The 19,763-nt window shown below is 42.3% G+C and carries 16 protein-coding genes; 8 read left to right on the top strand and 8 right to left on the bottom strand.

Features of this window, described 5'->3' with window-relative positions; genetic code table 11:
* The first annotated feature begins 273 nt into the window (after positions 1-273).
* Positions 274-2,394 carry a hypothetical protein gene (locus tag H7844_13210; protein ID MEO5358236.1) on the top strand — a complete coding sequence of 707 codons (2,121 nt, stop codon included), beginning with the start codon at positions 274-276 and terminating at the stop codon, positions 2,392-2,394.
* A 135-nt stretch (positions 2,395-2,529) separates the two neighbouring features.
* The gene (locus H7844_13205; GenBank protein MEO5358235.1) at positions 2,530-3,978 is read left to right on the top strand and encodes an O-antigen ligase family protein; all 1,449 of its coding nucleotides are present in this window, start codon (positions 2,530-2,532) and stop codon (positions 3,976-3,978) included.
* A 3-nt stretch (positions 3,979-3,981) separates the two neighbouring features.
* On the opposite strand, the gene H7844_13200 is transcribed toward H7844_13205, so the two are convergent.
* The 5 genes from H7844_13200 to gmd form a co-directional block, all read right to left on the bottom strand.
* Positions 3,982-4,938 (bottom strand): branched-chain amino acid ABC transporter permease, encoded by a 957-nt coding sequence (locus H7844_13200; GenBank protein MEO5358234.1) that lies wholly within the window; start codon positions 4,936-4,938, stop codon positions 3,982-3,984.
* On the bottom strand, positions 4,935-5,810 hold the full coding sequence (locus H7844_13195; GenBank protein MEO5358233.1) for a branched-chain amino acid ABC transporter permease: 876 nt from the start codon (positions 5,808-5,810) through the stop codon (positions 4,935-4,937). Before H7844_13195 ends, H7844_13200 begins: the two co-directional genes overlap by 4 nt.
* A 10-nt stretch (positions 5,811-5,820) precedes the next feature.
* On the bottom strand, positions 5,821-7,014 hold the full coding sequence (locus tag H7844_13190; GenBank protein ID MEO5358232.1) for an ABC transporter substrate-binding protein: 1,194 nt from the start codon (positions 7,012-7,014) through the stop codon (positions 5,821-5,823).
* A gap of 132 nt (positions 7,015-7,146) precedes the next feature.
* On the bottom strand, positions 7,147-8,100 hold the full coding sequence (locus H7844_13185; GenBank protein MEO5358231.1) for a GDP-L-fucose synthase: 954 nt from the start codon (positions 8,098-8,100) through the stop codon (positions 7,147-7,149).
* A 27-nt stretch (positions 8,101-8,127) separates the two neighbouring features.
* Positions 8,128-9,240 (bottom strand): GDP-mannose 4,6-dehydratase, encoded by a 1,113-nt coding sequence (gmd, locus tag H7844_13180; GenBank protein ID MEO5358230.1) that lies wholly within the window; start codon positions 9,238-9,240, stop codon positions 8,128-8,130.
* A gap of 62 nt (positions 9,241-9,302) precedes the next feature.
* Here gmd and H7844_13175 point away from each other — a divergent pair, with 62 nt between their 5' ends.
* The 6 genes from H7844_13175 (at position 9,303) to H7844_13150 (ending at position 17,887) form a co-directional block, all read left to right on the top strand.
* The gene (locus H7844_13175) at positions 9,303-9,692 is read left to right on the top strand and encodes a hypothetical protein (protein ID MEO5358229.1); all 390 of its coding nucleotides are present in this window, start codon (positions 9,303-9,305) and stop codon (positions 9,690-9,692) included.
* 262 nt (positions 9,693-9,954) lie between these two features.
* Complete coding sequence (locus H7844_13170) at positions 9,955-12,096, top strand: TonB-dependent copper receptor (GenBank protein ID MEO5358228.1); 2,142 nt, start codon at positions 9,955-9,957, stop codon at positions 12,094-12,096.
* 550 nt (positions 12,097-12,646) lie between these two features.
* Entirely contained in the window at positions 12,647-13,222 is a 576-nt protein-coding gene (locus tag H7844_13165; GenBank protein ID MEO5358227.1) for a YfiR family protein, read from the top strand.
* A gap of 51 nt (positions 13,223-13,273) precedes the next feature.
* Entirely contained in the window at positions 13,274-14,851 is a 1,578-nt protein-coding gene (locus H7844_13160; protein MEO5358226.1) for an ATP-binding protein, read from the top strand.
* A 22-nt stretch (positions 14,852-14,873) separates the two neighbouring features.
* Complete coding sequence (locus H7844_13155) at positions 14,874-16,421, top strand: response regulator (protein ID MEO5358225.1); 1,548 nt, start codon at positions 14,874-14,876, stop codon at positions 16,419-16,421.
* Complete coding sequence (locus tag H7844_13150; GenBank protein ID MEO5358224.1) at positions 16,418-17,887, top strand: hypothetical protein; 1,470 nt, start codon at positions 16,418-16,420, stop codon at positions 17,885-17,887. The genes H7844_13155 and H7844_13150 overlap by 4 nt, the downstream gene beginning before the upstream one ends.
* Positions 17,888-18,048: 161 nt before the next feature.
* Here H7844_13150 and H7844_13145 read toward each other — a convergent pair whose 3' ends face one another.
* The 3 genes from H7844_13145 to H7844_13135 all read right to left on the bottom strand — a co-directional run bounded on the left by H7844_13145 (position 18,049) and on the right by H7844_13135 (position 19,591).
* Positions 18,049-18,228: a hypothetical protein gene (locus H7844_13145; protein ID MEO5358223.1), complete on the bottom strand. Its 180-nt coding sequence runs from the start codon at positions 18,226-18,228 to the stop codon at positions 18,049-18,051.
* Between the two features lie 52 nt (positions 18,229-18,280).
* The gene (locus H7844_13140; GenBank protein ID MEO5358222.1) at positions 18,281-19,339 is read right to left on the bottom strand and encodes a type I restriction endonuclease; all 1,059 of its coding nucleotides are present in this window, start codon (positions 19,337-19,339) and stop codon (positions 18,281-18,283) included.
* A gap of 93 nt (positions 19,340-19,432) precedes the next feature.
* A complete protein-coding gene (locus H7844_13135; GenBank protein ID MEO5358221.1) occupies positions 19,433-19,591 on the bottom strand; it encodes a hypothetical protein in 159 nt (52 codons plus the stop codon).
* Between the last annotated feature and the right edge of the window lie 172 nt (positions 19,592-19,763).

Genomic DNA, 19,763 nt, shown 5'->3' with positions numbered 1-19,763 from the left:
CGAACCCCCGCAGGGGGTGTGGCAATCTCTTCTTTAATAAATTCAATAAGAACATACTTTTGCTTTTTGCTATAGACGATTGAAGGCTGCTTTGTTAGTGGCTCAAAATCAAACTTGACATAATCCGGCCGATGAATATAAAATAAACTTGTTGAAGATTTTAATCGTTATCCTGTGGTTATCAAGGGAGCAGGCGGCGGCATTACCTGAATCGGCAATAAAGGGGTCGGTGTTATGAATAGAGGCGTAAATGCATACAAGAGGGATTAACTTGTGAAATCGTTTTTTATTGTTATTGTATTTCTTGGAGTTTTTGGGTTTACAATTTATAGTCAGGAGATATCTGAGGAGACTGCGGCAAATGTATTCAAACACGGTGGAGTGCAATGCAGGTCTTTCAATATTGCAGGAACATGCTTTGCAGCAGATACTCAGGAGAGCCCATCAATGAGTCAATCTCTGAGGATTAACATAGAAACTCTGCTGCAACAGGCAAAGGCGGCCAAAACCGCCCCTGAAAATCTCAACGAACGCCTTCTTACACTTGAAGGTTGGGCACAGGCGATGGTACAAAGACGTTTTGATATAGACTCCGTGCTACCGCGTGAGAGGTCTATTCAGCTTAACGACCTTGCAAGGGTAAATCCTGAGGAGGCATCGAAACTGATGGAAGCAATATTGAAAGACCTTGGTAAATTCATCTCATTACACCCTGAATATGCTCAGGTTACGGCTGTGCCGCCTCCAATGCCGCCTTTAGACAATAAAAATGCAATAAGAGATGACCTTAGCCAATCTGAAATAGACAAGGCCAGGGCCGAGGTGAAAGCATCACCTACGAACTCGTCAAACATAAAATTACGTGCCATGGCCCTCAAGTCTTGGGTAAAGTTGATTTCCCAGAAAAGCAAAGATGTCAATAAAATCTACTCCAACGAAATAGATATGTTTATTAACTCATTTCAAAAAGAAAACCCTGAGAAAGTCTATGGTCTTACGGATAAGACTTTTGCTGATTTAGAACGCTATGCCGCTTCGGGCTATAAGCTAAGTAATGTTAATCCTGCAAAGGACAGAGAAGAACCGGTTAAATACACAACTGTAAGTTTAGCCGTTAACGCTAAAGAGGCGGTGGTCTCAGACGCTGTTGCAAGGGTTAAGTCAGGGCTGGAGGTTCAGAACTACCATGAGGTGTTCAAAACAAAAACAGTGTCAACTCAAAACGGACTACTTAGTATTGCTGTAAGCACTCTGCCTTTAATAGTTGAGCCTGTAGCTGAGGCAACTGGACGATGTGAGGCTTCATGGAATTCGCCTTTTGGCATTATTGATGTTGAGGACGGAGTTGATAAGGTTAATTCAGATTTTTATGCAGGCAAATCCATTAAAGACGTAGGGTATAAGTGGATACGATTCTTAGGGCCTCCTTCGGTTCAGTACATGATATATAAAAACGGAGCTCCAAACTTTAAACCCGGAGATGCTTACCTCGAGCACCTCAAGGCACTCTATGACCATACTTTGGCCCAGGGTGCAATGATACTTCTTACGATAAACCCAAGCTCGGGAAAAGAGATGCCGCCACAGAGAGTTGGCACTTTCTCTCAAAACGATATCCAGGGTTACACGGAGTTTATACAGTCTGTTTTCAGGAAGTTTCCACAGGTTAAACACTTCACGATGGATACTGAAGTGGACGTTGCATGGAAACCCTATGACTATGCTTTAGCCCTTGCCACCACTAAAAAGATTATGAATGAACATTGCCGGAACTGTAAACTCTATACAGGCGGTTATGTCAATATCTCCGGAAATTTCTTTGATGAGGTATTTTTCAGTCTTAAAAAAATGAATGCTGCGAATTCCTTTGACGCCTTTGGCCTTTGGCACACTTTCGATCTGCACTTAGGTGTAAAACGGGGAGATATTGACAAGTTTGAAATGATGAAAACACAGTACAAAAGAACCACAACTCTGCTCAATAACTATGGCTACACAAACATGCCGGTATTTTTGGGTGAGACAAGCACCCCAAGCGGCACACATAATCCCTTCACTGAGGGTTACTCCGAGCTCAGGCAGGCAACTGAACTGGTTAAAATCTACACTACCGCCTTAGGGTTAGGAGCATTCAGAGTGTTTTGGTCAAACATTAAAGACTATAATCTCTATGGTGGCGGTTATAGTTCGTTTGACTACACAGCTCTCATACATAATCCACAAAACGACGGGTTATCCCATAAAAAGCTCTCATATTACTCTTACAAAAATCTGGCCGAGAAGTTTCGTTGCTTTGAAGGGGCACGAGCTTCCGAGGTGAGCATAGGCAAAGGTATAACAGCATATAAGTTTGAAAAAGACAAGAGAACAATTTTTGTTCTATGGGCAAATTAATGCTTCCACCGATTTTGTAAAAAAGTAAGATTGCCGCAGGAGCTTATACCTTGCCAATTGCAGTACAACCGGTGAGCCACTCATCGGCGTTTTATCACAGCTCTGAGAATTATTATGTAATCAGGAGGACGAATTTTGAATGAGAAGGTTTACTATGGCGTTGCTTTGACGGCATATGCCTTTATTTGCGCTTTTTCTTATCTGCTTAGCCCTTATCTCCTCACCTGTATGATAATAATTCCAGCCTTTTTAATATTATCTTTTTTAATACCTAACTTTAGCATTGCTATGATTTTTCTAACTTTTTTTGTTCAACACACCGGTATTAAAATTATGGTTTCATCAAGTGATACAATGGAGTATCCTCTATATTTGATATTTGTATTTATTGCTCTGCTTGTTTGGATAGTAAATAAAGCTATAAATAAGGAAACTCAACGTGTTGTAACACCCTTTGACATACCACTGGTAATAATTTTTTTGTTAGAGACAATGACGTTACTGTGGACGCCGTCATTAGAGTTAGGACTTTATTTTTATGTCAAACTTATTTTTAATTATATAACTTTTTATGTAATTACCGCCTTTATAAAAGACGAAAAGAGCTTGAAAGCATCTGTAGCAATTCTTTGCGTTGCCACTTTTGCGCAATCAGTTTCGGTTCTTGTCTCGAAGTATTACAATACAATTGAATTTATTAATCTGTTCAAAGGAATAACTCTTAGCTTGTATGGAATACAGACAATCGAAAATCGGCCTATGGGGTTAGCCGGAGCTGCCGCTGCGGAGCTCATGCTCATGGGAATTCTTTTTATTGTGTCATTTTCTCTCCGGTCTAAGTGGTATAATCATATTCTTTATTTTGCATGCTGTTTGTTTATAGCTTACTCCATTGGAGTTATGGCGGTAAGGTCCGCCTTTTTAGCATTGATCATAGGTTTTGTCTTACTTTTTTATTTTCAGCCTGAGTTCAGGAAGCGTTTTTTTAGCTATTCTATAGAATTTGTATTATCTGTTTGCCTGATTGTTGTACTTTTTACTCCTGGATTTATAGACAGGATTTTAATTGGTTTTGGTTACAATGAGCAATTATTTTTTACAAAAACATCGTCTTCCAATAAGGAACTTCTTAAATCCAGCAAACAAGGCTTAAGTGCTTTTAGTTTCAGAGTGAAGATGTGGAAAGACGGCATTAAATATTACAAACAAAATCCCCATAAAATCCTTGCGGGAATTGGAATCAGCGGTCTTGTGTACTTATCTCAATATACAACTACGGAAGCTCATGGCCTTCTACTGTCCTTTTTCTGGGATATGGGCATTTTGGGTATTATTGCCTTACTCTATTTGTTTTGGAAAATAGTTATCGTCATAGCCGACATTTACAAACTTATGAATAATACCTTAACTGCAACCATAGCCTTAGTCTGTGCTATTTCAGTTATAATTGTCTTAGGTATAGACAACATTATCTGGGCTGATTTAAATTCTGCCTTTTCCCGCTTCTCATGGATGATTATGGCTTTATTTGCAGCCTCCTATAACGTGCTAAAAAATAATCATGCTTCCGGTAAAACTTCATAAACATTATAGTTTCTTTTCAGCAGCAGGTATAAACCACTTAAATTCCCTGAGTCCTGTTATCCCCTTTGGTCGAAATATCATAAGAAGTACCAATACCAAAGGCATTATAACCATTCGCCATATTCCCATGGGCCTTAAAAGCTCTATCAATATGGTATAGACTGTGGCGCCAAGCACTGAGCCGGCTATTGAACCTATTCCGCCAAGGTAAACCATTATGAGAATCTCTGTGGATTTTATAATGTCAAATGATTTTGGGCTTATAAACTGTAACAGATGCGCATAAAGAGCACCTGCCACACCGGCAAAGAACGAGGATAACATAAAAGTCAGAATCTTCACCTTTTTAGTATCCACTCCCATAAGCAGTGCCGCCGTTTCGTCCTCTCGTATTGAGACCATCCCTCTGCCATAGTTGCTATAGACAAAGTTTCTTATAACCCATAGAGCCATAAATGAAAAGAAAAACACCCACATCAGAGACGTAAGCTTTGCTATTCCGAGGTATCCTCTGGGGCCGCCCAGAAAATCCACATTTTCGATTATCGATTTTACAATCATGTTAAAAGCAAGCGTAACAATGGCCAGATAATCCCCCCGTGTTTTAAACGACGGTATGGAAACAATAAGCCCTGCCATTGCTGAAAGCAGCCCCCCTGCAATAACCGCCAAAGGAAAAATCCATGCTCCCATTGAAAGCGAAAACACCGTAACAGTTAATATTGATGATGTGTAAGCTCCGATAGCCATAAATCCGGCATGTCCGACTGAAAACTCCCCCATGTAACCGTTTACAAGATTTAAACTGAGTGTCAGTATTAAATTAATTCCGATATACATAACTATAAGCTCAATATAGCGGTCAAGCAGGTTAAAATTACCGGCTGAGTAGGACAGAGTACAGCCGGCAAGTAAAATAACCGGCGCAGTAAGTACTTTTGTAAAGGTTGCAGCTTTCATAGTTTTACGGAACGAGGGACTCCAAGTATGCCATGAGGGCGAAATATTAAAAGAATTAAAAGCAGTGTAAATGCTACAATGTCTCTGTAGGTGGAGGGTAGAAACATAGTGACGGCTATTTCAACAGTACCAAGGATGTAACCGCCCAGCATTGCACCACGGACATTCCCAATCCCGCCAACCACCGCCGAGATAAAAGCCTTCCAGCCGACCATTATTCCCATGTATGGGTCTATGACAGGATAGGCGGATGAATACATTACGCCGGCTGCCCCGCCCAGCCCCGCCCCCAGTGCAAAGGTCTGAGAAATTATCCTGTTAACCGGTATTCCCATCAGGGGAACTGAAACCCTGTCCCATGATATTGCCCTTATGGCCATTCCAAATCTGGTTTTTTTTACTATAAAATCCAGTATCAGCATTAGAGTTACGGAGACTGCTATTATCATGGCCTGTATTGAAGACATCGTTACGTTGCCTATAAGCCATGCACGGTTTGTAACCGTCTCGGGTATGTGTTGAGGGTAGGGGCTCAGTGCCAGTGTGAAGTTTTCAAGAAACACACCGACGCCAAGGGCTGTAATGATGGCAGACATTTTAGGAGCATTCCTTAATGGCCTGTAAGCGAGCCTCTCTGTAAGAACCCCCATACATGCGCTTAAGGCTGTGGTTATGATTAGTGCCGGAATAAACGGTAATTTCAGCAATGTAATGACAATAAAAAAAAGAAAAGCCCCCAGCATAAATAAATCCCCGTGGGCAAAGTTAATTAAGGAAAGCACCCCGTAAACCATAGTATAGCCAATGGCTATAAGAGCATAAAGGCTGCCCAGTTGAAGCATGTTAAGGAGTTGCTGAACTAAGTAACTCATTCAGTCCGGCTTAGGGGTTAACGTCTGCATACCAGTTGAAAGCTCCGTTTTTAATTTCCAGTATAACAACACCTTTTACAGGGTCCCCTGAGTCCTGAGTGAATGAGATATTTCCGGTAACACCGTGGTAGTCTCTTATCTGAGATATGGCATTTCTGATAGCCTCCGGTTCGGCCTTGCCGGCTGTTTTAACAGCCTGAAAGAGAATACCGAGGGAGTCATAAGTGAGGGCTGCGACATCATCGGGGGTGTTTTTATATATGGTCTCGTAGGCTTTTACGAATTTTTCCGTATCAGGTGATTTGGAAGAAGCGCTGTAGTGGCTGCTAAAGAAAAACCCTTCACAGTCTTTACCACAGAGCTTAAGCAGATCGCTGCTTGCCCATGCGTCACTGCCTAGAAATGGGGTAGTCATCCCGAGCCGGTGTGCCTGTTGAACCTGAAGTGGGACATCGCTGTAGTAGGATGGCAGGAATACGATGTCGGGAGCTGAGTTTTTAATGTTGGTAAGTTGAGCTGAGAAATTTCTGTCTCCCTGGGTATAGCTTTCATAGGCGGAGATGCTGCCGCCGTTTTTTTCAAAAGTACTCTTAAACACCTCCGCTTGGCCCTTTAGTACCTCCGAGGATGAGTCAAACAGGATGGCTGCCTTTTTTGCCTTTATATTGTTTTGGGCGAAATGTGCCAGCACCTGTCCCTGAAAAGAATCCATATAGCAGGCTCTGAAGGCATAGCGTTTGGGTTTTCCCAGACGAGTGTCAAGAGTCGTTTTAGGATTTGTTGACCATGGTGTAATCATCGGGATTTTTGACGTCTCTGTTATCTCTGATGCGGGAATAGCGCCGGCACTTGAGTTTGGCCCGATTATGGCGACAACCTTTTCCTGAGTTATCAGTTTCTGAGCGGCGGAAGCGGCCTGTTCGGCACGTCCGGCGTTGTCTTCAATCTGAAGTTTTATTTTCATTTTCCTGCCGCCCACATCAATGCCGCCGCTGTCGTTTACTGCTTTAACGGCCATTTCCGAGGCATTTTTGCATGAGGCCCCCACCGCCGGAATCTCTCCGGTCAGCTCCGCTATTACCCCTATTTTAATAACATCATTTTCCGTCTTGACGCTGCTTTCCTTATTGCTGCACCCTGTTAAAATCACCGCTAATGAAAGCGTTATAAATACCGTGAAAAACTTATTAAATTTCATTGCCATTTTACCTGTCTCCTTTGGTGGGAATTGTACCATTTTACGGATATTTTATCAATAGACGTACTGTGCTATTGTAAAGATGGGTTTCTAATACCAAGTCAACTTGGTATTAGAATTGGAATTATACAAGAACTCCTACGCTCTGATTCTATAATAGTTTTCACAAAACCACTCATACGCATTCCTGATTCCATCTGTTAGACTTATTTTATGGTGCCATCCAAGTTTTGTAAGTTTTGATACGTCAAGGAGTTTACGCGGAGTTCCGTCGGGCTTTGAGGTATCCCAGATAACCTCACCTCTGTAGCCTACAATGTCTTTCACTATAGTGGCAAGCTCCGCTATACTCTGGTCTGTGCCCGTACCAATATTCACTATTTCGCTTTCGTTATAAGTATGCATCATAAAAACAAGCGCATCGGCAAGATCATCTACATGCAAAAACTCCCTTTTTGGACTCCCTGTCCCCCACAAGACAACCGGAGTCTTTACCCCGCTTTCTATCAGAAGTTTGCTTTCATGGAATTTTCTTATCAACGCAGGGACAACGTGGGAATTAGCAAGGTCATAGTTGTCGTTAGGGCCGTAGAGGTTAGTAGGCATTGCGGATATATACACGGTTCCGTACTGCCTGTTGTATGACTGACAGAGCTTTATGCCTGCTATTTTAGCCACAGCATAGGGCTCATTTGTAGGCTCCAGAATGCCCGACAGAAGATGCTCCTCTTTCATAGGCTGAGGGGCAAACTTAGGGTAAATACAGGAACTTCCCAAAAAAAGCAGTTTCTTTACGCCGGTTAAATATGCGCTGTGAACCACGTTTGTCTCTATCAGGAGATTATCGTAAATAAACTCGGCGGGATAGGTGTTATTTGCCAGTATCCCGCCTACCCGTGCGGCTGCTAAAAACACGTATTCCGGTTTTTCCGTCTCAAAAAATTCCCTCACCGCCTGTTGAGATTTCAAATCAAGCTCTTGCCGATTTCTGAGCACTATGTTTGAATACCCGCCTGCCTTTAAACGCCTCAGTATGGCGCTGCCTACCAATCCCAAATGCCCGCTTAAGTATATTTTAGAATCTATATTCATATCTTGTAATTTCCCTTCCAAATAAGGTTACTTTTTTATCCAGTTAAATCCCTTGCTGCTAAGAATCCTGCGGCTCTGCCCTGGGCTCTTTAATCCTGCAGCCTCCAAATCGGCGTCCACCATGATTTTGACCAGTTCGTTAAATGTAATTTTAGGCTCAAAACCCAATTTGTCCTTTGACTTTTTAGTATTAGCAAGAAGGTAGTCAACCTCCGTCGGCCTGAAATACCTGCTGTCTATTTCAATAACTACATCACCGGCCTTAAATGGCAGCGAATTGGCGCAGGACTGAACAATCCCTTTCTCGCTTACACCCGTGCCCTCCCACCGTAACTCAATACCGGCATACTCAAAAGCATTTACGACAAAATCCCTGACCGACCAGCTTTGCCCGGTTCCGATAACATAGTCTTCAGCTCTGTCCTGTTGAAGCATTAACCACTGAAGCTCCACGTACTCAGGGGCAAATCCCCAGTCACGCCTTGCATCCAGATTTCCAAGATAGAGTTTTTTTTGATTTGCCGCTACCATAGAAGCAAGGGCCCGGGTTATTTTTCTTGTCACAAAAGTTTCGCCGCGCCGCGGAGATTCATGGTTAAATAAAATCCCGTTACATGCAAACAAACCGTAACCCTCCCTGTAGTTTACAGTTATCCAGTAGGCATAGACCTTTGCCGCAGCGTATGGGCTTCTGGGATGAAAAGACGTGGTTTCATCCTGAGGAGGTGTGGCACATCCAAACATCTCCGATGATGAGGCCTGATAAAACCTCGCTCCAACACCACTTCTTCTGATAGCTTCCAGGATTCGTATCGTTCCAAGGCCTGTTATATCCCCGGTATATTCCGGCATGTCAAAGCTTACCCTGACATGGCTCTGTGCTGCAAGGTGGTATATCTCATCAGGTTTTACATTATAAATCAGATTAGTCAAAGTCCCGGAATCAGATAAGTCTCCATATTCAAGGAAAAACCTTGCCCCTGTGTCATGAGGGTCAACATAGAGATGATCTATTCTGAGTGTATTAAACGTGCTGCTACGGCGTATCAGACCATATACTTCATATCCCTTATCAAGCAGCAATTCCGCAAGATACGAGCCATCCTGTCCTGTTACACCGGTTATTAATGCCCTTTTCATTTCTTGTGTCCTCCGGCTATGTCTTCTATTGTACCAGTTATGATTATTCTTATAGCATGATTATGTCAAGAGTTTTTTCTTATGCCTTAAATCATGTAACTGTAAATCCTGTAACACTCTTCACACCACTTGACTTTTATTTATCAATCTTACTAAACTTCTGCATGAAAGTAGCGGGGGTGATTTTACTTGCAGCATTTGTCTTAACTTTAGCGGTTACAGAGGGTGTGGTTACGGGCGGGCACTTTGCTAAGGGGCAAGCCGCAATTTTAACTCTCGATGTCTGTAACACCTCAATCGGTGGTGTGCCGGCCTCTGAGATGCCGGTTATTATTGAGCAAAATTCTGAAATCCTTTTATTTGATATATCTGAACCAAAAAGTTTTCAAGGTTTTACCTCCCATAAACCAGTTCTTCTAACCGAAATAAGTCATCCACCTCAATCCGTATAAAAGCCAAAAGTAGTTCATACCAATTCGCAGTCATTCGATTAACTTTGTTGGCTTGTTCGAAAGCTCCTTGACGTCTCCTCTAAAGGGGAATCCCCTGTAAGGGAAGGTGTCGCTTTCTCCTTGCCGCCTCGTTGCTCTTTTGACTGCTATCTGGTATTAATACCCCTTTACTAAGGGCACATAGTTACAATACTAAAATATTTTAAAGGGGTTTTGTTGATATTCATTATGGTGTAATATTATGGCTCGGAGGTGTAGTTTGATGTACGGAGATGTAAAAAAGCTGCGATTATTTTTTGCAAAATTATCGTATAAATTAATCATTCAATTTGCAGTGCTTACGCTTATTGGATGGGCATTATTGATAGTTCCGCCAATTGTGGAGGCATTGGACAACGCAACCTCACGCGGTATTTATAATCTTGAGGAAGTAGTGGTTACAGCGCCCGTAAGTGATGCGCCGCTTACTGTTACGACTAACCCTAAAGCCCCCCACCAGCCGGTTCCGGCCCATGACGGAGCGGAGTATCTAAAGAGCATACCGGGCTTTTCCATCATTCGCAAAGGCGGCACGGACGGTGACCCCGTGCTAAGGGGAATGTCGGGATCAAGACTTAACATCCTCCTTGACGGACAACAGATATTTGGGGGCTGCGGCGGCAGAATGGACCCGCCTACGGCTTACGTTTTCCCTGAATCCTACGATCGTATTACCGTTATAAAGGGTCCGGAATCAGTTCTTAACGGTGCAGGCAGTTCAGCGGGAGCCGTGCTCTATGAAAGAGAAATAAAACGCTTTAAGACCCCCGGAATTACATTTAACGGCAGTCTTACAGCCGGCAGCTTTGGCCGTAACGATCAGGTTGCCGACATCCGCGGCGGTGTTGAAAAAGGCTATGCACAATTTACCGCAACACGCACAGATTCAGACGACTACAAAGACGGAAACGGCAATACGGTTCATTCTTACTACACACGATGGAGTAGCAGTGCGGCAGTGGGCTGGACCCCAAACAGTGATACGCTTCTTGAGCTATCCGCAATCAAAAGCGATGGTGAGGCCGCTTATGCCGACCGCACTATGGATGGCTCAAAATTCGACCGTGAGAACATTGCACTTAAATTTACCAGAGAAAATATCTCTAATGTTTGGAAAAAGCTCGAGGCACAGCTTTACTACAACTACGTTGACCATGTGATGGATAACTACAACTTACGCACAAACACATCGGGCATGTATTCAGCCATGAACCCCGACCGTTTAACCGTGGGCGGACACATAAAATCCACCTTAGCTGTATCTGATATAGCAAGCATGGTAGTTGGTCTGGACACAAAGCATGACATACACACAGGGCGCATGGTGATGAATGCAAAGAGCGCTGCTGCTGCAACGAGCACTTATGAGTCTGCATCACGTAATGAGGATATGCGGTTTAAGCAGTACGGGGTATTTGGTGAAACAACATTTATCCTTTCAAAAGACAGCTTGATAGTTGGAGGCTTGCGCCTTGATTTACATGAGGCCCTGGACAGCCGCAGTTGTGTCGGTGGCGGCACAATGTGCAAAAGCAATCCCAACAATACCAAAGGCATGTGGGACAGAGATGCGCTTCCCAGCGGCTTTATCCGTTATGAAGGACAACTTGGAAATAACCTTGGAGTTTGGTATGCAGGTATCGGGCACGCTGAGCGTTTCCCTGACTATTGGGAACGCCTGCAGTACGACTCAAGTGCAACATCAACTTCCACAGGCAAGAGCGCCTTCTTAACTACCAATCCTGAAAAAACAACTCAGTTTGACATTGGGCTTAACTGGAAGTCCGGCAGATGGTCGGGCTCGCTTGCAGGTTTTGCCGGTAAGATCAACGATTATATTTTGATACGCTGGTCTCCATCTCCTACCCTCACCCGCAATATAGACGCCACAGTGCTTGGCGGGGAGGGGGATGTTACGTACAGATTTACCGATACAATTAAGACAACGGCGTCTTTGGCTTACGTTTACGGTCAAAACGATACCGACCATAAAGCCCTTGCACAGCAGCCGCCTCTTGAGTTTAAACTAAGCGGCGAATACGACAATAAAATCTTTTCCTTCGGAGCACTGTGGCGTCTTGTTGCCTCTCAGGACCGTTATGATGCCGGTTCGGGAAATATAGTGCAAAACGGTATGGATATCGGTTCAACACCGGGTTTTGGTGTGCTTTCGATAAACGGCGGTTGGCGTCCCACAAAGATAGTGCAGTTAACCGCAGGGCTCGATAATGTGTTTAATCAAAACTATGCCGAGCATCTCTCAAAAAGCTATGCAACTGTACCGGGGTATGTCACCCCCGCAAACACTCGCATTTATGAACCCGGACGCAGCGTCTGGATAAAAATGAACATTGCCTATTTCTAATTTGGAACCATCTCCCGCAGGGGTTAAACCAGCCCTGCGGGGGTATAAGGTTATCAATAGATAGTGCCCTATAGCGTTGGTACATAATAATAGAACGTCTAATGGAAAACACAAGGAAGAGGAAATTACAAATCGACATGCTAAACTCTATATAGCCTATATTATTTGAGCGTTTATGCCCTTTAGGGGAGAGCACACCCCGGAGCTTTTGACGAAGCCAACAAAGTTAGACAAATGAATTAGAATTGGAATTATCCCCTGCCATTGTGCCGGCTTTTGCCGCAATATATGCTAAAGCAGAGGCTTTTCCTGATTTGTTTGTGTTATCATCTATTAAGGAACTACATTTATTTTTAATTGACTACATTTAGATGGATATTTAAAATATAAATTTTATGAGAACATTTGAAATATCATATTAAGGTGAATTTAAAGTTATGAGAAAAATATTTGTAATGATATGGGCGGTTATGTGGTTTATCAGCGGAATTTTTGGGTTTTAATCTCATCAGAGGTGATTTGAGCTTGAAAGGTGTTTTTGAGCAATCTAATGAAGCACCACGGTTGGCGGGTTAAAGTGTTAAAGGGGCAGGGATATATTTTAAAGTTCTGCTTAGTACTGTCAGCATTTTTGGTATTTGTCACAACTCCTGCTACACTGCTATGCGCCCCTAAGAGCGAACTTGAAATGAAAGCAGTTTGTATCCTGAATTTCCCTGTATTTGTGGAATGGCCTGGTACCGCCATGTCAGGTACAAACAACTTTTTAAATATCTGCGTATTAGGCGGCAACCCAATTTTTACAGTACTTGACTCGCTTAAAGAAAAAGAATGTGGTGTAAAGATGGTTAAAATCCGGACGGTTACAGAGACAAAAGAACTCTCTGCTTGTCACATATTATTTATCGGCTCATCGGATGCCTCTCAAATTACACCGCTTTTGAACCAGCTTATGAATAAACCGGTGTTAACAATTTCCGACCATGAATCTTTTGATAAAAACGGGGGAATCATACGGTTTTATATAAGAGACAATGTGGTTAAGTTTAAAATCAATAACGAGGCTGCAAAGAAAGCCGGCCTTACCATTAGCTCACAACTGCTTGAGCTGGCAGGCGGGGAATAACCCCCCGGAACGATGCTTAACTTTACACGGGGAAACATCAGAAAAAGATTAATGCAAATTAATCTTTTTTCCATTGGGATTGTTGTTATTTTAATAGGCATAGTGGTTGACACTGAGGAGATAGTTTCCTTTAAAACGGCTTTGACTAACGATATAACATTAAAGGCTCAGATGATAGCTAAAAACAGCATTGCCTCCATCTTGTTTTATGACAAAAAAAGAGCAAATGAGATTTTAAAAACATTAAGATACTCTCCCAATATAGAGCATGCAGTGCTATATTCTAAAGATGGAACAGTGTTTGCACAGTATATTAATGAAAATCTCAGTGCTAAGGTGTCGCCGCCACTGCCGCTCAAAGACGGAGCTTTTTTTGAAAAAGGTTCTCTGCAGGTTTTTCAAACAATCACTTATAACAATGAGTACAGTGGTACTGTTTATATCAGATCGGATATAAAAGCTCTCTACAAAAGCCTTATCAGAAAACTACTTTTGGAAATCTTAATCTCCGTTGCTGCCTCTTTAATCGCAATTTTCTTTATGTTCAGGCTTCAGAAGTCAATCATAAGGCCCATCGTTAACATCCTGGAAGTTATGAACAAAGTGGAAAAGGAGAAAAACTATGCAATAAGGGCGGTGGTGGAAAGTGATGACGAAATGGGTATGCTTGCCCGGGGTTTTAATGAAATGCTTTCAAAGATTCAGGCATGGAATTCGGAACTTGAGTATCACAAGCAAAATCTCCAGGAGCTTGTAAATACAAGAACTCAGGAGCTGGCCGAAATAAATATCATGCTTGCTGAGGAACTAACTGAGCGTAAAAAGGCTGAAGATGAACTCAGATTTAAAACAAACCTGCTTGAGGAATTAAACGCAACTCTTGAGCAACGGGTTCTTGATGAGGCGGTGAAACGCATGAAGCAGGAAAAGATGCTTATTCAGCAGTCACGGCTTGCTGCAATGGGCGAGATGATAGGCAACATTGCGCATCAGTGGAGACAGCCCATAAACGTACTCAGCCTTATTTTTTATAAATTTAACCGCGCCTTTACTGAGGGTACACTTACACAGGAAATGATGGCTGCATCCGTAGCGAAAGGACAGAAGCTCATCGAGGGAATGTCAACAACAATAGATGATTTCAGAAATTTCTTTAAACCCGACAAAGTAAAGGAAAACTTCAGTCTAGCTAAATCACTTCAAAGTACTATCTCGCTGTTTGATGCAGGCTTTAAAAACAGCGGTATCGATGTGTCTCTTGAGATTGTGGAAGATACAACGGTAACCGGTTATCCGAATGAGTTTTCACAGGCACTGCTAAATTTATTTTCAAATGCAAAGGATGCCATTATCGAGCATTCTGTTCATCCCGGCAAGGTTTTAATAACAATCGGGGTAAACGATAAAAGAGCTTTTTTGAAATTCAGGGACAATGCCGGCGGCATTCCACAACACATAATTGACAGAGTATTTGATCCATACTTTACCACAAAGGAACAGGGCAAAGGGACCGGAGTAGGACTTTATATGTCAAAAATGATTATAGAAAATAACATGAACGGCTCACTTAAAGTTTCTAATGTTGACGGCGGTGCGGAGTTTTTGATAGAATTACCTGTTGTGGCTTAAAAGCCGGTTCTCATCCATGATTATGAAAACAGGAAAATACGATAGAAAAGTCTTAAAGCTCATATCTGTCCTCTATGTTGAAGATCAGATGGATACAAGAGAGGAACTTCAGGATATTCTTAGCATGGATATCGGGGTGCTTTATGTAGCAGGGGATGGTTCTGAGGGGTTGGATTTATTTGAAAAACACAGGCCGGACATTGTAGTTACCGACATTCAAATGCCGAAAATGGACGGATTAACTATGGCACAGGCCATAAAAGACATAGATTACAACGTGCCGGTTATAATCCTCACTGCCTTTAACGAACCAAGGTATCTCATACAGGCAATTGATATTGGAATTGACAGTTATACAACCAAGCCCACTAATCCTGATAAACTACTTGAGGCCATATACAAATCAGCATTAACAATTCTTCAAAGGCGTGAAATAGAGAAGAAAACAAATTCCATGAGGTTTATCCTTGATTCCAACCCCTCCTTCATGATGGCAATTGACGGCAATGAGATAGAATATGTAAACAAAACTTTTCTTAATTTTCTTGGATTTGAAAACCTCGGGCAATTCAAAGAAAGCAGCATTGATATGTCTGCCTTCATAGTAAAAATAAATGATGAAACTGTTGATTTTAAAACTAAAACAGCCTGGTTGGATGCCATAATTAATGCCTCCGATAAAGAAAACGTAGTATATTTAAAGGAACATGGCACGGAGAGAGAAGGAAAACCGTTTGTGGTGACAGCCGGGAAATTTCCATATTCTTATTACATCATAACACTTACGGAAATTACGGCTCTTGAGTTGGAAAGAGGTAAGTTGAGAGATGATGCTGTAAAGGCGCGTGATATGGCGCAAAAAACTAAAAAAATGTTGGAAATTCAGAGCAGGGCGGCACAGATGGGAGAGCTGATTAACGCAATAGCCCATCAATGGAAGCAGCCGCTAAATGTGTTGGCTCTCATAATCCAGGATTTGGAAAATCAAGGCATGGATGCGCAAGCTTATAATGATTTCCTGTCTTATCAGGTAAAGGATGGGATGAGGCAGATAGAGTATATGTCAAAAACAATAGATGACTTCAGGGATTTTTTTAAACCCTCAAAGGAAAAGAAAATATTTTATCCTGCTGAGGCAATACAAAACGCTCTGGATATTATAGGTAAACAGTATAAGATTGCAGATATCGTTATCAATGTAACAGGAGATAAGCAGGCAACCGCCTATGGATATCCAAATGAATTTAAACAGACAATAATTAATTTTCTTAACAATGCAAGGGACGCTTTTTTGTCAAACAATATAAAAGAGCGTATAGTGGATATAAGTGTAAAAAAAGACGGGGTGAGGACTGTAATAAAAATACAAGACAATGCCGGTGGAATACCGGCAGACATATTGCCGTTGATTTTTGAGCCCTATGTAACGTCCAAGGGTTTACAGGGAACGGGCATAGGTATGTCCATAGCTAAGACAATAATAGAGGATAACATGGGTGGCGTACTGAGGGTTGAAAACATTGAAAAAGGAGCCCTCTTTACAGTGGAGCTCCCGGGGGAAAGACAGTGAGAGCCTCGGAAGATATCCACATTCCCATGAAATTTAGTGCCGGCGTCAAAAACATGTTTTTTGATTGGTGGTATGTTGAAGCCGGCTATGGAATGCCGTTTTGGAGGTTCTACCAGGATAAGCACGGGACGCATCCGTGGTTAAGTCCCTATGGTATAGAGCTTAAAATAATAAAACCCGAAATATCAGAACTGCCGGTTGTCTCAGATGATCCTCTGGGCTTAATCGGCGCATACAGCACGCTTTTATATGACAACGGAAAGTACCGGCTCTGGTACTGTACATATGATTTTGATGAAAAGGGGATTCAGGAAAACGATAAACTCTGCTACATGGAATCGGATGATTGTAAAGACTGGAACCGTCCCAGTCTTAACCTTATAGAGTATAAGGGTAGCAAGTCTAACAATATAGTCTATGGCTGGGGTGATGAGCAGACGGGGGGCATATTAGGCGCTCATGGTGCTACGGTGTTTAAGGACGATTCCGCCCCTGATGAGCAGAGATATAAGCTGGTGCATCTGGGGCAGGCAAAGAAAGTGAAAGAGGTGTTCAACTGGCTCTACGGAGCGGTCTCACCGGATGGGATACACTGGAGGCTTCTGGATGAGCCTGTATTAGAGTATTTAAGCGATACGCAATCAGTGCCTTGTTATATAAGCAGGCGTAAGAAATATGTATTATACGTAAGGGGCTGGAGCCCGCAGAACCGGCATGGTTTCGGGGGCAAACGCATAGTGAGAAAGAGTGAGTCACGGCAGTTCAGCAAGTTCCCCGCCCCGAAGACAGTACTAACGCCTGAGCTTGAGTGGGGACCCTCAGCCGATATATACACAAACAGTTACCATAAGTGGCCGGGGGCTGACATGGCACACATGATGTTTCCGACCGTTTATCACAGAGACACCGACACGCTGAGCCTGCATCTGGCTCTTAGCAGAGACGGCAACCGGTGGTTTTATCCAACAAACTCGCCGCTTTATTCAAATGAGGAAAGCCCTGAGAAAATAACAACTTATGCCGGAGTTGGGCTTGTTCCCTATGGAGAGAATCACTGGGCGCTTCCGGTGTTTTTTTCCCGCAGGTCGCACAATGAGTACCGAGCGGAGCGGCCTGCCATATTTGTTGCCACTGTGAGAGAGGATGGTATTGTCGGCATTGAATCAGCGTTAATAGGGGAGTTTTACACATATCCGTGCATATTTAAGGGCAAAAAGATGTTGATTAATTCCCTTTCTTATCCGGGGGGGGAAATCAAAATCGAGATATTGGAGCTGAAACCCAAACTTGAGGCACCGCCGTTTGAGGGCTTCACGCTTAACGATTGTGATCCCATTACGGGCAATAACCACTGGAGCCCAGTGACATTTAAGGGTAACGAAAACATATCAAAGCCGGCCGGTAAAATCGTAAGATTCAGGTTTAAGCTGATTCGCTCCAGAATCTTTGGCTTTATGTTTGTGTAACTGTACAATTATTATTAATCTGTAATGCCCTATTTTTTCGCTTTTTTCTTTTATATCAACATATTATAGTGAAATTCAAAGTATGTTCGTATTGATAGCCTTCAAATGCCCATATAACGGGCTTCCAACCGGAACGTTTTTTTGTATTTTGCTATAATGCTCTATTGATTTAGAATTGGCATAATTTGTTCAAACCACTCTTGTTTGATATAGGAGTTTACCTGTGGTTCTGTGAGTTTCTTGTAAAGCTCCAGCTTGGTGTTTACATATTTCATAAAAAGAGCATCAATCTCCTTGTCAGACCTATATTTCTTGTCTTCCTTTGTATTATTCCCTTCCATAACATCTTTTAAACTTTGATTTTCCTGATAATTACGGAGCATTTTCTCTAAATCAACTCATAGTCCGGTTTAACCTGCTTAAGGTCTGAACAGCATGGACTCCCTCAAGTTTCCTGTCCACATACATGGTATGGAGCATAGGCTCATCAAATCCGGTCTGGAACTTCTCTGCAACAATTAAAATCCGGTAATCAGGAGTTTTGCAGGCATCGGGAATACTTACTTTAGGGGGAAGTTGATTTAAGCCCGTCTCTGTATATTCAACAGAAGCATCAAGGTCTTCGACCTCCCCTGAAAATGCAACAAGAGGTTTATAGGTAATGCCACGTTCTTCCATCTGCTTCTTAAATTCAAGGAAATATCTGACGGTATGAAGCCTTGAACGTGTCACTACCATTGCCCTGCCTCTTCTTTGTATTGTATCCACAGTATGTTCGAGAAAATGGTCAAGCATAAGAGTTGTCTTCTTTTCAATAGCATGGGGCTGAAGGTCAACATAACTTGTAAGAAGGTGAACTGCCTTTTTTTTCTCGTATTCCTTATCCCCTTCGTATTTTTTCTTGAGCTTGAAATATCTTTTGAGGGTGGTATAGTTTTCAAGTACATCAAGGATAAACCCTTCCTCAACTGTCTGCCCTGTAAGTGAGTTCTTAAGCTCCATAGTGATGATGGGTAATCCATTTAGGAATATAACCATATCCAATGATTTTTCATTACTTGCGCTGTATTTGAGCTGTCTAACGACAGAGAAGCGATTTTGCATGTAAAGTTCAGCATGTTTAGGATTCATTCCGCTGCTTGGTTTAAAGTAGGCAAGTTTAACATTAGCTCCACGGTCGGAAATACCCTTACGCAGAATATCGAGAGTTCCTCTAAGTGATATTTCTTTATTTAATCGGTATATTAATTTCTCTGGTGCCTCTGAGCCATATTGCAGTTCAAGTTTCTTATATTCTTTGGGCTGAGTGTCCTGAACAAATTTCAAAACACCAGAGGTTAATAGACAAGCGCTACAGTCATAGTTCTCCGGCAGGCATTTGTGATAACCGGAGTTAAGAAGGTGCTCCTCTATATGGTCTTCAAAGTCTTGTTCGAGGTAGTTCTTAGGCATAGTTATTAACCTAAAAGAGCCTGTTCGGCTAATAAATTAGCCTTAATTGACACATAATTATGCTCAATATCAGCTTGGAGATTATTAGCTTTATTAGCCATTTTCACCCTTTTGGGCTAATTCCCATCGCGGTGACTTTTTAGAGCCGGTGTTTCTGATGAGCTTCAGGTTCTTACACATCCACAACGATAATATTTTGTTTATTTTATAGAGTTTCTGCTTTTCGTTAAGTATATCCGGCAATTTATTCAAAAGCAGTCCATCAATGTCCTTTCTTGATGCACTTCCGAACTCTTCAAGATACGCCAAAACAAGTTTGATATAATAGCTGTCATCCAGTCCCCTTTGTTTAATATATACAGCTTTTTGTCCGGCAATGAATGCCACGTGGGATGCAATGAAGAGATTGGGATACCTGCCTTCG

The organism is Nitrospirae bacterium YQR-1 (genome assembly GCA_039908095.1).
GTDB lineage: Bacteria > Nitrospirota > Thermodesulfovibrionia > Thermodesulfovibrionales > Magnetobacteriaceae > Magnetomonas.
Note: the sequence above shows the minus strand (reverse complement) of the source record. Positions and strands in the feature narration are given on the sequence as shown.

Bases quoted from the DNA above. Each gene is read 5' to 3' on its own strand.
- H7844_13175 (MEO5358229.1), top strand. From the start codon at position 9,303: ATGTCAAGAGTTTTTTCTTATGCCTTAAATCATGTAACTGTAAATCCT.
- H7844_13160 (MEO5358226.1), top strand. From the start codon at position 13,274: ATGCAAATTAATCTTTTTTCCATTGGGATTGTTGTTATTTTAATAGGC.
- H7844_13170 (MEO5358228.1), top strand. From the start codon at position 9,955: ATGTACGGAGATGTAAAAAAGCTGCGATTATTTTTTGCAAAATTATCG.
- H7844_13145 (MEO5358223.1), bottom strand. From the start codon at position 18,228: ATGGAAGGGAATAATACAAAGGAAGACAAGAAATATAGGTCTGACAAG.
- H7844_13195 (MEO5358233.1), bottom strand. From the start codon at position 5,810: ATGAGTTACTTAGTTCAGCAACTCCTTAACATGCTTCAACTGGGCAGC.
- H7844_13200 (MEO5358234.1), bottom strand. From the start codon at position 4,938: ATGAAAGCTGCAACCTTTACAAAAGTACTTACTGCGCCGGTTATTTTA.
- gmd (MEO5358230.1), bottom strand. From the start codon at position 9,240: ATGAAAAGGGCATTAATAACCGGTGTAACAGGACAGGATGGCTCGTAT.
- H7844_13165 (MEO5358227.1), top strand. From the start codon at position 12,647: ATGAAGCACCACGGTTGGCGGGTTAAAGTGTTAAAGGGGCAGGGATAT.
- H7844_13140 (MEO5358222.1), bottom strand. From the start codon at position 19,339: ATGCCTAAGAACTACCTCGAACAAGACTTTGAAGACCATATAGAGGAG.
- H7844_13190 (MEO5358232.1), bottom strand. From the start codon at position 7,014: ATGGCAATGAAATTTAATAAGTTTTTCACGGTATTTATAACGCTTTCA.
- H7844_13155 (MEO5358225.1), top strand. From the start codon at position 14,874: ATGAAAACAGGAAAATACGATAGAAAAGTCTTAAAGCTCATATCTGTC.
- H7844_13185 (MEO5358231.1), bottom strand. From the start codon at position 8,100: ATGAATATAGATTCTAAAATATACTTAAGCGGGCATTTGGGATTGGTA.